Origin of the sequence: Streptomyces sp. P13-3-3 (assembly GCF_050571355.1) — a bacterium.
Taxonomy (GTDB): Bacteria; Actinomycetota; Actinomycetes; order Streptomycetales; family Streptomycetaceae; genus Streptomyces; species Streptomyces althioticus.
The window spans coordinates 3,582,501-3,596,625 of sequence record NZ_CP192228.1 but is presented as its reverse complement, the minus strand read 5'-3'; the positions used below and the strand labels follow the sequence as shown (position 1 = coordinate 3,596,625).

Here is a 14,125-nt window from a genome sequence, read left to right as displayed (position 1 = left end):
CCTAAGCGAATTTCCGCCAGATTGAACTGGCCGGTCAGTCACCCAGGGCCTTGCGCAGACGGTCCTCGTTCACGCGCCAGAAGGTGTGCTGCCGTCCGTCGACGAGCACCACGGGGATCTGCTCCCAGTACTTCTCGTACAGCTCCCGGTCCTCGGTGATGTCCTTCCGCTCCCACGGGACCCCGAGCTCGGAGCACACCTTCTCCACCACCACCTGGGCGTCGTCGCACAGATGGCAGCCGGGCTTGCGGATCAGCGTCACGAGCCGGTCCCGCGGGGGTCCGGCGCGGCGGAAGAGAGGGCTCATACGGGTCATTGTCCCGCCCGGGACAAGGCCGGGACACCGCCCGGGACACACAGAGTTCACGACGTGGCGACCTCTCGGCACCGGAACGGGCGTGCGCACTGGCTATGCTCACGCCATGGCCGCTCTCGGATGGCTCACTCCCCGTAGGCGCTCCGCCACGGCGCGGAGCGTGTTGGCAGGCGAGGCCTCGGCGGAGGCCGCACGCAAGTCCACCCAGGAAGTTTCCGAACGCGAACCCGAGTTCCCGGTACCCGGTGACGAACGGGCCGCCGCGTTCTTCGACCTGGACAACACCGTCATGCAGGGCGCCGCCCTGTTCCACTTCGGGCGGGGCCTGTACAAGCGGAAGTTCTTCGACACGCGCGAGCTGGCCCGGTTCGCCTGGCAGCAGGCGTGGTTCCGGCTGGCCGGCGTCGAGGACCCCGAGCACATGCAGGAGGCGCGCGACTCGGCGCTCTCCATCGTCCAGGGCCACCGCGTCTCCGAGCTGCAGTCCATCGGCGAGGAGATCTACGACGAGTACATGGCGGAGCGGATCTGGCCCGGCACCCGGGCGCTGGCCCAGGCGCACCTCGACGCGGGCCAGCGGGTGTGGCTGGTCACCGCCGCCCCGGTGGAGATCGCCACGGTGATCGCCCGCCGCCTCGGCCTGACCGGCGCCCTGGGCACCGTCGCCGAGTCGGTCGACGGCGTGTACACGGGCAAACTGGTGGGCGAGCCGCTGCACGGCCCCGCGAAGGCTGAGGCGGTCCGCGCGCTCGCGCTCGCCGAAGGGCTCGACCTCGGCCGCTGCGCCGCGTACAGCGACTCGCACAACGACATCCCGATGCTGTCGCTGGTGGGTCACCCCTACGCGATCAACCCGGACTCCAAGCTGCGCAAGCACGCGCGCCAGATGGACTGGCGGCTGCGCGACTACCGCACCGGCCGCAAGGCGGCCAAGGTCGGCATCCCGGCCGCGGCCGGCGTGGGCGCGGTGGCCGGGGGCACGGCCGCCGCCATCGCCCTGCACCGCAAGCGCCGCTGACGCCCCGCACCGCAAGCGCGCTGACGCCCCGCGACCGGGGCCGCGCATGCCCGCTGTGACCGGGCCGGGCCGCGACACGCCCAAACCGACTGCCGTACCCCGCAACCGGCCCGAGCAGTCCTCTTGGCTGCACACGGCCACACTTCGCCCTGGACTTATCCGGAATCCGAAAGCTTCCGGTCACCAACCGGTCAGCTTGTCATCCCTGAACATGCGTCAACCGGTTACGGAAGCGACCTAATCGGTGATTTGAGCAACTCGGTGTAGCAGGGCCTGTACGAAGCGTTATTCTCCTCAGACGCATTCCGGGACCACCCCTTCGCCACGACGGGTGAACGGCCCCGCACTGCACGTGATGGAAGCTCTGCCTCTGGGAGTCCCGTGTACCCACACGTCGGGGTTGACGCCTCGGGCCTGGCTACGCTGCGCGCGACAGTCGCGACAGCCCGAGACATGTTGCGCGGAATCGTCCCCCCCGCGCACGCCGTCCCCGCATTCGCCGCCGTCCCCGCCGGCCCGTGCTACGCCCTCGCCGAGGGCACGGCCGCGGTCGGCAGACGAGGACGACCGTCCGGCGCTCCCGCTGCCCGCCGTCCCGCCGCCGACAGCGACAGCGCCCGGATGATGGACCTCGTGGAGCGCGCCCAGGCCGGCGAGGCGGAGGCCTTCGGACGGCTCTACGACCAGTACAGCGACACCGTCTACCGCTACATCTACTACCGCGTCGGCGGCAAGGCGACCGCCGAGGACCTCACCAGCGAGACCTTTCTGCGGGCGCTGCGCCGCATCGGCACCTTCACCTGGCAGGGCCGCGACTTCGGCGCCTGGCTGGTGACCATCGCCCGCAACCTGGTCGCCGACCACTTCAAGTCCAGCCGCTTCCGCCTCGAGGTCACCACCGGGGAGATGCTCGACGCCAACGAGGTCGAGCGCTCCCCCGAGGATTCCGTTCTCGAGTCCCTGTCCAACGCCGCCCTCCTCGAAGCCGTACGTCGGCTCAACCCCCAACAGCAGGAGTGCGTCACGCTCCGATTCCTCCAGGGGCTGTCCGTCGCCGAGACGGCCCGTGTCATGGGCAAGAACGAGGGCGCCATCAAGACCCTCCAGTACCGGGCCGTCCGCACCCTGGCCCGGCTCCTCCCGGACGACGCCCGCTGAACCGGCCCGTCCACCGGACGGTCCACAGCGGGCGACACTCAACTCACCCTGAGTGAAACACGGTTGGAATCCTCAATCGGGCTACCGGTGTCCGTAACCGAAGTGCCGCGCCCGTCGTTGTGCGGGATACAGGCTCCCTGTGGTCACCCGCTGACCGGCTCCGCTCACCCGATCGTGTGGCGTCGTCCGGGCTCGGGAACCCTCAGACCCCCTGGGGAGTCGACCGTCATGACGAGAGGAGGTGCCGCCAGTGATCGCGAACGTATCGGCGCACCGGCGGGCGAACGCCTTCGCCCAGGCCCTGGAGGAGCAGTCCGACCGGGGCACGGCGGCCGAGCGAACCGAAGGACCGGCACCGGCCGCGGCCGCCGCCGAGACCGAACAGGACCAGCTGCTCACGCTGGCCTCCGGTCTGAGCGCGCTGCCCCGGCCGGAACTCGACCCCGAGGTGAAGGTCGTCCAGCGAGCCCAGCTGGTGGCCGCGTTCGAGGCCATGCTCCAGGAGGGCACCGCCGCAGGCGAGGCGACGGACCGGGCCGTTCCCGAACAGCGCTCGCGCCGCGCCAAGGGCGCCCACCGGGCGACCCCGCTGGGCAGGCTGCGGCCGCGGACCCGGCTGGCCAAAGGGCTCACCGCGGGCGGACTCACCGTCGGTGTCGCCGCCGGCGCCCTCGGCGGAGTCGCCGCCGCCAGCTCCGACGCACTCCCCGGCGACTCCCTCTACGGACTCAAGCGCGGCATCGAGGACGTCAAGCTCACCTTCGCAGACGGCGACGACGAGCGCGGCCGGGTCTACCTCGACAACGCCTCCACCCGGCTGAGCGAGGCCCGCCGGCTGATGGAGCGCGACCGCGCCGGGTCCCTCGACCACGAGTCCTTGAACGACATCCGCCGCGCCCTGTCCGGCATGCGCCACGACGCCTCGGAGGGCCACCGGCTGCTCCGCGAGGCCTACGAGCGCAACCCGGACTCGCTCGGCCCCATGCAGGCGCTCTCCTCCTTCTCCCGCGCCCACCGCGACACCTGGGGCAGTCTGCGCGACCGGCTGCCCGTGCAGCTCGGGGACGTCAGTGAGCAGGTCACGTCGGTGTTCGACGCCATAGACGAGGACGTCGCCCCGCTGCAGTCCCTGCTGCCGCAGCCGCCGAGCGACGGGGCGGACGACGGGAAGCGGCGCGGCGGCTCCGCACCGGCCTCCGACGCCCCGTCGGAGGCCGAGCCCTCGACGTCCCCCGGCACCGGACGGGGCGGCTCCGGCACGGGCGAGGCGAGCGCGGGACCGACCGACTCCGCCGACGCCGAGCGCGAGAAGGACGGCCTGCTCGGCGGCAACACCGGCGGCCTCCTCGACCCGCCCCAGGAGAGCGGCCAGAGCAGTACGCCGCCGCCGACGGGCTCGGCCACCCGGCCTCCCGCCCCCGACGTCACGCTCCCACCTCTCCTACCCGGGCTCCTCCCGGGTCTGGGCATCGACGCGGAGGACCGGGAGTAGCACTGTGGGCGCCCCTCACCGAGGGGCGCCCACAGTTCGCATCGGACCAGGAAGAACCTCAGAAGAACACCGACCGCCGCTGCACCAGCAGCTTGGCCCCTCCTGTCTGCCGCCCTCGCACTGCTCCGCAGGCTTCGCACGGCTGCGTCGGACTCCGCCCGCCGGCTCAGCGCCACGCCCCCGCGCAAGGTCCCGTCAGAAGAACACCGACCGCCGCTGCACCAGCAACTTGTACAGCGTGTGCTGGATCTGTTCGCGGACCTGGTCGGTGAGGTTGAACATCAGCATCGGGTCCTCCGCCGCCTCCGGCGGGTATCCGTCCGTGGGGATCGGCTCCCCGAACTGGATCGTCCACTTCGTCGGCAGCGGAATCGCCCCCAGCGGCCCCAGCCACGGGAACGTCGGCGTGAGCGGGAAGTACGGGAAACCCAGCAGCCGCGCCAGCGTCTTCGCGTTGCCGATCATCGGGTAGATCTCCTCCGCCCCGACGATCGAGCACGGCACGATCGGCGCCCCGTGCCGCAGCGCCGTCGACACGAACCCGCCCCGCCCGAACCGCTGTAGCTTGTACCGCTCGGAGAACGGCTTCCCGATGCCCTTGAACCCCTCCGGCATCACCCCGACCAACTCGCCCTGAGCCAGCAGCCGTTCGGCGTCCTCCGCACAGGCCAGCGTGTGCCCCAGCTTCCGCGCCAGCTCGTTCACCACCGGCAGCACGAACACCAGGTCCGCCGCCAGCAGCCGCAGATGCCGCCCGGCCGGATGGTGGTCGTGCACGGCGACCTGCATCATCAGCCCGTCCATCGGGACCGTCCCCGAATGGTTGGCGACGATCAGCGCACCGCCCTCGGACGGGATGTTCTCGATGCCCTTCACCTCGACCCGGAAGTACTTCTCGTACATCGGGCGCAGCAGCGACATGAGGACCTGGTCGGTGAGTTCCTCGTCGTAGCCGAAGTCGTCGACGTCGTAGTCCCCGGTGAGCCGGCGACGCAGGAACGCCAGCCCGCTCGCGATGCGCCGCTCCAGGCCGCCGTCACCGCCCTCGCGGTCCGCGGCCTGCTCACGCGGCTGCTCGTCCTCACCGGTCACGGGATCATCCTCCCGCGCCGCGGCCGTCCCCGGCAGGGGCTGGACCTCCCCCACCGCCGCGGGCCGCGTCCCGCCCGGGCGGCGGCCGGCCGCGCCACGGCGGCGCGACGCGGCACTCCCACGGGAGCGGTGGTCGTCGTCGAACGGAATGACCTTGGCGTCCGCCATCGTTGCTGCGCTCCTCAGTCGGCGCCGTGCGCCGGCACATGGCCGCTGCCCGGCACGGGCAGCGCGGCGATCCGGTCGACGGCCCTCGCGACGGTCTCCGGCGGCAGCAGCCCCGGACCGCGGCTGCGCACGAAGTCCGCAAACGTTTCGGCAGTCGAGTACTTGGGGGTGAAACCCAGCGTCTCCCGCATCTGGTCCGTCGCCACCACCCGCCCGTGCGTCAGCAGCCGGATCTGCTCGGGCGAGAAGTCCGACATTCCCAGCGTACGCATCAGGGAGCCCGCCCAGGTGACCGCGGGAAGCAGCAGCGGCACCGTCGGCCGGCCCAGCCGCCGCGAGCACTGCGACAGCAGCAGCACCCCGTCCCCGGCGATGTTGAACGTGCCGCTGTTGAGGGTCCCGCGCCGCGGCTCGTGCGCACCGATCCGCAGCACCTCGATCACGTCGTCCTCGTGCACGAACTGCAGCCGCGGGTCGTAGCCGAACACCGTCGGCAGCACCGGCAGCGCGAAGTACGACGCGAGCGGGGTGTCCGCGGCCGGGCCCAGGATGTTGGCGAACCGCAGCACGCACACGGCGACGTCCGGGCGGCGCCGGGCGAAGCCGCGCACGTACCCCTCGACCTCCACCGTGTCCTTCGCGAAGCCGCCGCTGGGCAGCGACTTGGGCGGCGTCGACTCGGTGAACACCGCCGGGTCGCGCGGCGCCGAGCCGTAGACGTTGGTGCTGGACTTCACCACGAGCCGCCGGACGTTCGGCGACTTCTGGCAGGCGCCCAGCAGTTGCATGGTGCCGATGACGTTGGTCTCCTTCAGCGACGCCCGGCCGCCGCCGCCCAGCGGCGTGCCCGTCACGTCGAGATGGACGACCGTGTCGGCGCCCGACTCGGCCAGCACCCGCGCGACGGTCGGCTGCCGGATGTCCGCCTGGACGAAGTCCGCACCGCCCAGATGGTGCTCGGGCCGCACCGCGTCCACGGCGACCACCCGGTCCACCTCGGGGTCCCGCTGGATCCGCCGCACGAAGCGGCCCCCGAGCTGCCGGGCCACCCCGGTCACGAGCACGACCTTCCCCAAGATCAGCGCCTTCCTCTCACCCTGCTGCCGACGGCCAACCTATCGGGTCGCCGTCGCCCTGTGATGCCGAGCGGATACGTGAAGTGACAACATCCCCGGGACGTACACCGGACGTACCAAGGGGGTGGGCGTACCAACGGGCAGTGGCCCCCCACCGAATCGCGGTGGGGGGCCACTGGGACACGCTCTCGCGCTGTCGCTTACTTCTTGTTGCGACGCTGGACGCGCGTGCGCTTGAGCAGCTTGCGGTGCTTCTTCTTGGCCATCCGCTTGCGCCGCTTCTTGATAACAGAGCCCACGACTACCCTCGCTCACTTCTCATCACTCGGTGTTTGGGCGCCATGGGCCCACACGACCTTCGAGGGGTCAGCCTACCCGCCCGAGCGCTGAGGTCGTAATCGAGGTGACCGGGAAGGCCCATGAGTGCCCGGTACGGGCCTTCCCGGGATCACCGTCAGGCCGTGTCCACCCCCACGTAGCTCTCGCGGAGGTACTCGTGTACCGCTTGCTCGGGGACGCGGAAGGACCGCCCCACCCGGATCGCGGGCAGATGACCGCTGTGCACCAGGCGGTACACGGTCATCTTCGACACTCGCATCACCGAGGCGACTTCCGCCACGGTAAGGAACTGAACCTCGTTCAGAGGCCTCTCGCCAGCTGCAGCCATGACACACCTGAACCTTCCGCACTCGACGGCCACCGGCTTCCCCTTCCGGTGACTCTTCGTCGTTGCGTGCTCACTCCCCAATGTAGGGGCGGGTGATGCGAGTGGGGAAGAGGTGCACCCATCGGCGGCCTACTGTGACAGACACGCTCGATTGAGTACGTAGCGGGTCAGCGGCAGGTAGTAATCGGACCGCGCACCGTCGTCAACCGGAACGACCACCGAGACCGCCCCCTCGGCCTGCCCCACGAACGGCGCCGGGTCGTTCACGTCGGCCGGCCCGACGCTCTCGAACCCCAGCTGACCTGCCCCGCAGATCCAGCCGTGGTCCCCGATCACCAGCCCCGGCAACGGCCCTCCGGCATCCGCGGCGGCCGCCAGGGCCGCCCGAACCGGGACGGGGGAGTGCGTGTGCGCGCCCGGCTCACCACCGGGGCGCTGCGCGGTCGCGCCCCGGACCAGTCCGACCCCCCGGACGTAGTCGAGCGTGGCCGTGCGTAGGCCGAACCGGGTCGTTATGTCGACACAGCGACCCTGCGCCGGGGTGAGAATCTCACATCCCGCCGCCGACAAGGCGTCTGCGAGCACGGCGTAGAAACCGAGCAGCCGATGCGGGTGCCCGGTGCCCAGCAGCACCGGAACACGGCGCCGCGCGGCCTCCGCCAGCCGGCCCGCACAGGCGTCCAGGGCGGCCAGCGTACGCTCCGGATCGATGACCTCGGGCCCCGACGCCCGCCCGGGATCCGCCGCCACCCCGCACCGGTCCGCCATCAGCGCGAGCACCTCCCGCTCGCCCCACTCCCCGACCGGATCGAGCCCGATCAGCACCCGCGGGTCCCGGGCGGCGAACAGCCGGTAGCTGCGCAGGCTCTCCTCCCGGGTGGTGCCCACCACCCCGGCGAGCCGGGACGTCAGAAGATGCGCGCGGAGGAGGTCGGCGGTCACCACACTCGCGATGGTGCGCCACCGGCCCGCATCCGCGCACCGGAACGGGGCCCCCGCCCCACGGTCGGCCTAACAACCGTCGCGCAGGCCCGTCGGCCCGGCCTCGTCCGCGTGGAACTCGCCGAGGGCAACGGTCTCGAGACGACGACACCGCAGGGGCCGGCCATTACCCGGCAATGGCGCCTGGCCCCGGCCCGGCGGGCTCACCGCGGTCAACCTGCCCGTCAGGCCAGCAGCCCCCGCAGCGGGAACACCGCGCGCCGGGTCGCCAGGATCGCCTGGTCCAGCCGGTCCGCCGGGTCGTACCCCTCGTCCCACGCGGCCCACGACACCGGCCACCGGCCGTCCGTCATCCGGTGCGGTGCCGGCTGCCGGGTCCGCGCGTACACCTGGTGCCGCCACTCGTCGGGCACGAGCGTCGTCGGCTCCACGGGCCGCCCGGCCGCGATACCCACCAGGTGCGACCAGGACCTCGGCACGACCTCGACCACCGCGTAACCACCGCCGCCCAGCGCCACCCAGCGCCCCTCGGCGTGCTCGTGCGCCAGGTCGTGACAGGCCGCCTGCACCGCCCGCTGCGCGTCCAGCGACACCGCCAGGTGCGCCAGCGGGTCCTCGAAGTGCGTGTCGGCCCCGTGCTGCGTCACCAGCACCTGCGGCCGGAAGTCCGCGATCAGCTCGGGCACGACCGCGTGGAACGCCCGCAGCCACCCCGCGTCCCCGGTGCCCGCCGGCAGCGCCACGTTCACCGCGCTGCCCTCCGCGTCCGACGCGCCCGTCTCCCCCGGCCACCCGGTCTGCGGGAACAACGTGCTCGGGTGCTCGTGCAGCGAGATCGTCAGCACTCGCGGGTCCTCCCAGAACGCCGCCTGCACCCCGTCCCCGTGGTGCACGTCGACGTCGATGTACGCCACCCGCTCCGCACCGAGCTCCAGCAGCCGCGCGATCGCCAGCGCGGCGTCGTTGTACACGCAGAACCCGGACGCCGCGCCCGGCATCGCGTGGTGCAGCCCGCCCGCGAAGTTCACCGCGTGCAGCGCCTCACCCCGCCACACCGCCTCGGCCGCGCCCACCGACTGCCCGGCGATCAGCGCCGACACCTCGTGCATCCCCGCGAACGCCGGATCGTCGAGGGTCCCCAGCCCGTACGACTGGTCCGCCGCCTCGGGATCGGCCGACGCGGCACGCACCGCGTCGATGTAGTCCTCCCGGTGCACGAGCCGCAGCGTCGACTCCCCCGCCGCCTTCGCCGCGACCACGTTCACGTCACGGTCCAGGCCGAGGGCGGTGACCAGGCTGCGGGTCAGCGCCAGCCGGACCGGGTCCATCGGGTGGTCCCGGCCGAAGTCATAGCCCGTTACTGCTTCGTCCCACATCAGCTGTGCGCGGCCGCTCATGCCCGCCACCGTATCGGTCGGCCCCCGGCGCGAACGAACGGGCGTGCACGAGCGTCACCAGTACCAGCACCATCGGCACCAGCATGGCCCCGCGGTAGCTCCAGGCGTCCCCCAGCGCCCCCACCAGCGGGGAACCGACCAGGAAGCCCACGTAGTTGAAGACGTTGAGCCGTGCCACGGCCGCGTCCGACGCCCCCGGCCGCCCCGTCTCGTCCGCCCGCCGCCCCGCCGCGGCGAACGTCTGCGGCACCAGCACGCACAGCCCGAGCCCCAGCAGGGTGAACCCGAGCATTCCCACCCACGCACCCGGCGCCACGGCCACCACGGCGAACCCGGCCGCCGCCACCAGCGCCCCCGCCCGCACGACCGCCACGGCCCCGAACCGCCGCACCCCGACGTCCCCGACGGTCCGCCCCAGCAGCGTGGTGACCATGTAGACGTTGTACGGCACGGTCGCCATCTGCTCGGAGCTGCCCAGCACGTCCTGCAGGTACTTGGCGCTCCAGTTGGAGACCGTCGAGTCCCCGATGTACGCCACCGTCATCACCAGGCACAGCGGCAGCAGCCACTTCAGCCCACCGCCCTGCCCTGCTCCGGCGCTCTTCTCCACGGGCGCCCGGCCCTCCCCGTCGACGTACCAGCGGCTGCCCACCAGCGCGGCCGGCAGCAGCACCAGCACCACCGGCAGGTACGACACCCACAGCGCCAGCCCGTAGTGCGCCCCCACCCAGGCGAGCGACGCCCCGACGATCCCGCCCAGGCTGTACGCGGCGTGGAAGCTCAGCATGATGCTCCGCCCGTACGCCCGCTGGAGGCTCACCCCGAGCATGTTCATCGAGGCGTCCAGCGCGCCGACGGCCAGCCCGAACGCCGCCAGCGCCAGGGCGAGCACGGCCATCTGCCGCCCGGCCCCGACGGCCAGCAGCGCCAGCAGCACGACCGGCTGGGACCACCGCAGCACCCGGCTCGGCGGCACCCGCCGCACCAGCCGCTCCGTGGAGACACTGCCGATGCCGGCCAGGATGGGCACGGCGGCGAGGAAGACGGGCAGCATCCCGTCCGAGACCCCGTACCGGTTCTGGATGCCCGGGATGCGCGTCACGAGCAGAGCGAAGGCGACACCCTGCACCAGGAAGCTGAACGCCAGCGAGGCCCTGCCGCGCCGCAGCACATCAGTCATGGCGGGAGCGTAGGCCCCGGGGGTACCGGTGGGTAGATCCGGTCAAAGATGAATCGTGCTCAGTTCCCGGGGCGGTCGCCGGCCGCGAGCAGGGGCAGCAACTCCCGCATGTCGCCGAAGAGTCGGGTGGCGGCGTCCAGCTTCTCCGCGGGCGCCATCGCGGTGAACCCGTAGACGTCCATCCCGGCCGCGACGGCCGCCTGGACGCCGAGCGGGCTGTCCTCGACGACCACACACCGCTCGGGAGCCGTGCCCATCCGCTCGGCCGCGTACAGGAACAGATCGGGGGCGGGCTTCCCCCGGCCGACGTCCTGCGAGCTGAAGATCCGCGCGTCGTCGAAGAACCGGTCCAGCCGGGCCGCCCGGTGTCCCACCCGGATCCGCTCGTGGCTCCCCGAGGACGCCACGCAGTACGGCACCCCGTCCGCCGTCAGCTTCTCCAGCACGTCGGCGACCCCGGGCACGGGCTTCAACTCCCGCTCGAACGCTGCGAAGACACGGGCGTGGAAGACGTCGTCGAAGTCGGCCGGCAACCGCTGCCCGGTCCGTTCCTCGATCAGGTCGTGCACGCGGTGCATGGCCGACCCCATGTAGTCGCGGATGGAGTCCTCGTAGGTGGTGGGGTGCCCGACCTCGGTGAGATAGGCGGCGAGGTGCCGGTTGGAAAGGGGCTCGCTGTCGACGAGGACACCGTCGTTGTCGAAAATCACCAGGTCATAGCGCATGAACCTGACCCTAAACGCAGAAAGCCCCCGTGCCGAATGGCACGGGGGCTTTCTCTATAAGAATTGTTCGGCGGCGTCCTACTCTCCCACAGGGTCCCCCCTGCAGTACCATCGGCGCTGTAAGGCTTAGCTTCCGGGTTCGGAATGTAACCGGGCGTTTCCCCTACGCTATGACCACCGAAACACTATGAAACACTCAACCGCACCATGTGTGGCACATGGGGTTGTTCGTGGTTTCAGAACCAACACAGTGGACGCGAGCAACTGAGGACAAGCCCTCGGCCTATTAGTACCGGTCAACTCCACACGTTACCGTGCTTCCATATCCGGCCTATCAACCCAGTCGTCTACTGGGAGCCTTACCCTCTCTAGGAGGTGGGAGTCCTCATCTCGAAGCAGGCTTCCCGCTTAGATGCTTTCAGCGGTTATCCCTCCCGAACGTAGCCAACCAGCCATGCCCTTGGCAGAACAACTGGCACACCAGAGGTTCGTCCGTCCCGGTCCTCTCGTACTAGGGACAGCCCTTCTCAAGACTCCTACGCGCACAGCGGATAGGGACCGAACTGTCTCACGACGTTCTAAACCCAGCTCGCGTACCGCTTTAATGGGCGAACAGCCCAACCCTTGGGACCGACTCCAGCCCCAGGATGCGACGAGCCGACATCGAGGTGCCAAACCATCCCGTCGATATGGACTCTTGGGGAAGATCAGCCTGTTATCCCCGGGGTACCTTTTATCCGTTGAGCGACGGCGCTTCCACAAGCCACCGCCGGATCACTAGTCCCGACTTTCGTCCCTGCTCGACCCGTCGGTCTCACAGTCAAGCTCCCTTGTGCACTTACACTCAACACCTGATTGCCAACCAGGCTGAGGGAACCTTTGGGCGCCTCCGTTACTCTTTAGGAGGCAACCGCCCCAGTTAAACTACCCATCAGACACTGTCCCTGATCCGGATCACGGACCCAGGTTAGACATCCAGCACGACCAGACTGGTATTTCAACGACGACTCCCCCTGAACTGGCGTCCAGAGTTCACAGTCTCCCAGCTATCCTACACAAGCCGAACCGAACACCAATATCAAACTGTAGTAAAGGTCCCGGGGTCTTTCCGTCCTGCTGCGCGAAACGAGCATCTTTACTCGTAGTGCAATTTCACCGGGCCTATGGTTGAGACAGTCGAGAAGTCGTTACGCCATTCGTGCAGGTCGGAACTTACCCGACAAGGAATTTCGCTACCTTAGGATGGTTATAGTTACCACCGCCGTTTACTGGCGCTTAAGTTCTCAGCTTCGCCCACCCGAAAGTGAGCTAACCGGTCCCCTTAACGTTCCAGCACCGGGCAGGCGTCAGTCCGTATACATCGCCTTACGGCTTCGCACGGACCTGTGTTTTTAGTAAACAGTCGCTTCTCGCTGGTCTCTGCGGCCACCCCCAGCTCACGGAGTAAATCCGATCACCGGTTGTGGCCCCCCTTCTCCCGAAGTTACGGGGGCATTTTGCCGAGTTCCTTAACCATAGTTCACCCGAACGCCTCGGTATTCTCTACCTGACCACCTGAGTCGGTTTAGGGTACGGGCCGCCATGAAACTCGCTAGAGGCTTTTCTCGACAGCATAGGATCATCCACTTCACCACAATCGGCTCGGCATCAGGTCTCAGACACATGTCAGGCGGATTTGCCTACCTGACGTCCTACACCCTTACCCCGGGACAACCACCGCCCGGGATGGACTACCTTCCTGCGTCACCCCATCACTCACCTACTACCAGCTCGGGTCACCGGCTCCACCACTCCGACCTCGTCCGAAGACTCAGCCGGCGGCTTCACGGGCTTAGCATCACTGGATTCGATGTTTGACGCTTCACAGCGGGTACCGGAATATCAACCGGTTATCCATCGACTACGCCTGTCGGCCTCGCCTTAGGTCCCGACTTACCCTGGGCAGATCAGCTTGACCCAGGAACCCTTAGTCAATCGGCGCACACGTTTCTCACGTGTGAATCGCTACTCATGCCTGCATTCTCACTCGTCAACCGTCCACAACTCGCTTCCGCGGCTGCTTCACCCGGCAGACGACGCTCCCCTACCCATCACGATCCCCGTTGGGGGTACATATCGCAATGACACGACTTCGGCGGTACGCTTGAGCCCCGCTACATTGTCGGCGCGGAATCACTAGACCAGTGAGCTATTACGCACTCTTTCAAGGGTGGCTGCTTCTAAGCCAACCTCCTGGTTGTCTGTGCGACTCCACATCCTTTCCCACTTAGCGTACGCTTAGGGGCCTTAGTCGATGCTCTGGGCTGTTTCCCTCTCGACCATGGAGCTTATCCCCCACAGTCTCACTGCCGCGCTCTCACTTACCGGCATTCGGAGTTTGGCTAAGGTCAGTAACCCGGTAGGGCCCATCGCCTATCCAGTGCTCTACCTCCGGCAAGAAACACACGACGCTGCACCTAAATGCATTTCGGGGAGAACCAGCTATCACGGAGTTTGATTGGCCTTTCACCCCTAACCACAGGTCATCCCCCAGGTTTTCAACCCTGGTGGGTTCGGTCCTCCACGAAGTCTTACCTCCGCTTCAACCTGCCCATGGCTAGATCACTCCGCTTCGGGTCTTGAGCGTGCTACTAAAATCGCCCTATTCGGACTCGCTTTCGCTACGGCTTCCCCACCCGGGTTAACCTCGCAACACACCGCAAACTCGCAGGCTCATTCTTCAAAAGGCACGCAGTCACGACGCAAGGACAAGTCCTTGCGCGACGCTCCCACGGCTTGTAGGCACACGGTTTCAGGTACTATTTCACTCCGCTCCCGCGGTACTTTTCACCATTCCCTCACGGTACTATCCGCTATCGGTCACCAGGGAATATTTAGGCTTAGCGGGTGGTCCC

Annotated in this window: 12 protein-coding genes and 2 rRNA genes (1 of these 14 running past the window's edge); 3 read left to right on the top strand and 11 right to left on the bottom strand. The window is 68.8% G+C overall.

Annotation, left to right across the window (positions count from 1 at the left end):
• Nucleotides 1-34: 34 nt before the first annotated feature.
• Nucleotides 35-307, bottom strand: a complete 273-nt coding sequence (locus ACQZOG_RS16460; RefSeq protein ID WP_033272641.1) for a glutaredoxin family protein — start codon at nucleotides 305-307, stop codon at nucleotides 35-37.
• A 115-nt stretch (nucleotides 308-422) separates the two neighbouring features.
• Between ACQZOG_RS16460 and ACQZOG_RS16455 the strand changes: the two genes are divergently transcribed.
• The 3 genes from ACQZOG_RS16455 to ACQZOG_RS16445 all read left to right on the top strand — a co-directional run bounded on the left by ACQZOG_RS16455 (nucleotide 423) and on the right by ACQZOG_RS16445 (nucleotide 3,984).
• Nucleotides 423-1,334 (top strand): HAD family hydrolase, encoded by a 912-nt coding sequence (locus tag ACQZOG_RS16455; protein WP_051724340.1) that lies wholly within the window; start codon nucleotides 423-425, stop codon nucleotides 1,332-1,334.
• 381 nt (nucleotides 1,335-1,715) lie between these two features.
• Nucleotides 1,716-2,492 (top strand): ECF subfamily RNA polymerase sigma factor, BldN family, encoded by a 777-nt coding sequence (locus ACQZOG_RS16450; RefSeq protein ID WP_078492972.1) that lies wholly within the window; start codon nucleotides 1,716-1,718, stop codon nucleotides 2,490-2,492.
• Between the two features lie 250 nt (nucleotides 2,493-2,742).
• Nucleotides 2,743-3,984, top strand: a complete 1,242-nt coding sequence (locus ACQZOG_RS16445) for a DUF5667 domain-containing protein (RefSeq protein ID WP_365167133.1) — start codon at nucleotides 2,743-2,745, stop codon at nucleotides 3,982-3,984.
• A 195-nt stretch (nucleotides 3,985-4,179) separates the two neighbouring features.
• On the opposite strand, the gene ACQZOG_RS16440 is transcribed toward ACQZOG_RS16445, so the two are convergent.
• From ACQZOG_RS16440 to ACQZOG_RS16395, 10 genes are all read right to left on the bottom strand, one after another.
• Nucleotides 4,180-5,244, bottom strand: a complete 1,065-nt coding sequence (locus ACQZOG_RS16440; protein ID WP_193455997.1) for a lysophospholipid acyltransferase family protein — start codon at nucleotides 5,242-5,244, stop codon at nucleotides 4,180-4,182.
• A 14-nt stretch (nucleotides 5,245-5,258) separates the two neighbouring features.
• Nucleotides 5,259-6,320 (bottom strand): NAD-dependent epimerase/dehydratase family protein, encoded by a 1,062-nt coding sequence (locus ACQZOG_RS16435; protein ID WP_163089509.1) that lies wholly within the window; start codon nucleotides 6,318-6,320, stop codon nucleotides 5,259-5,261.
• Nucleotides 6,321-6,520: 200 nt separating this feature from the next.
• The gene (locus ACQZOG_RS16430) at nucleotides 6,521-6,619 is read right to left on the bottom strand and encodes a 30S ribosomal protein bS22 (protein ID WP_003948845.1); all 99 of its coding nucleotides are present in this window, start codon (nucleotides 6,617-6,619) and stop codon (nucleotides 6,521-6,523) included.
• Between the two features lie 155 nt (nucleotides 6,620-6,774).
• A complete protein-coding gene (locus ACQZOG_RS16425) occupies nucleotides 6,775-6,987 on the bottom strand; it encodes a helix-turn-helix domain-containing protein (RefSeq protein WP_157842153.1) in 213 nt (70 codons plus the stop codon).
• Between the two features lie 129 nt (nucleotides 6,988-7,116).
• On the bottom strand, nucleotides 7,117-7,932 hold the full coding sequence (locus tag ACQZOG_RS16420; RefSeq protein WP_359520248.1) for a phosphatase: 816 nt from the start codon (nucleotides 7,930-7,932) through the stop codon (nucleotides 7,117-7,119).
• Between the two features lie 221 nt (nucleotides 7,933-8,153).
• Nucleotides 8,154-9,326, bottom strand: a complete 1,173-nt coding sequence (locus ACQZOG_RS16415) for an acetoin utilization protein AcuC (protein WP_079031498.1) — start codon at nucleotides 9,324-9,326, stop codon at nucleotides 8,154-8,156.
• Complete coding sequence (locus ACQZOG_RS16410) at nucleotides 9,277-10,506, bottom strand: MFS transporter (protein ID WP_387787244.1); 1,230 nt, start codon at nucleotides 10,504-10,506, stop codon at nucleotides 9,277-9,279. The genes ACQZOG_RS16415 and ACQZOG_RS16410 overlap by 50 nt, the downstream gene beginning before the upstream one ends.
• Before the next feature lie 59 nt (nucleotides 10,507-10,565).
• Nucleotides 10,566-11,231 carry an HAD family hydrolase gene (locus ACQZOG_RS16405; RefSeq protein WP_354796348.1) on the bottom strand — a complete coding sequence of 222 codons (666 nt, stop codon included), beginning with the start codon at nucleotides 11,229-11,231 and terminating at the stop codon, nucleotides 10,566-10,568.
• Between the two features lie 65 nt (nucleotides 11,232-11,296).
• A 5S ribosomal RNA gene (rrf, locus tag ACQZOG_RS16400) occupies nucleotides 11,297-11,413 on the bottom strand.
• 84 nt (nucleotides 11,414-11,497) lie between these two features.
• A 23S ribosomal RNA gene (locus ACQZOG_RS16395) occupies nucleotides 11,498-14,125 on the bottom strand (it continues 496 nt past the right edge of the window).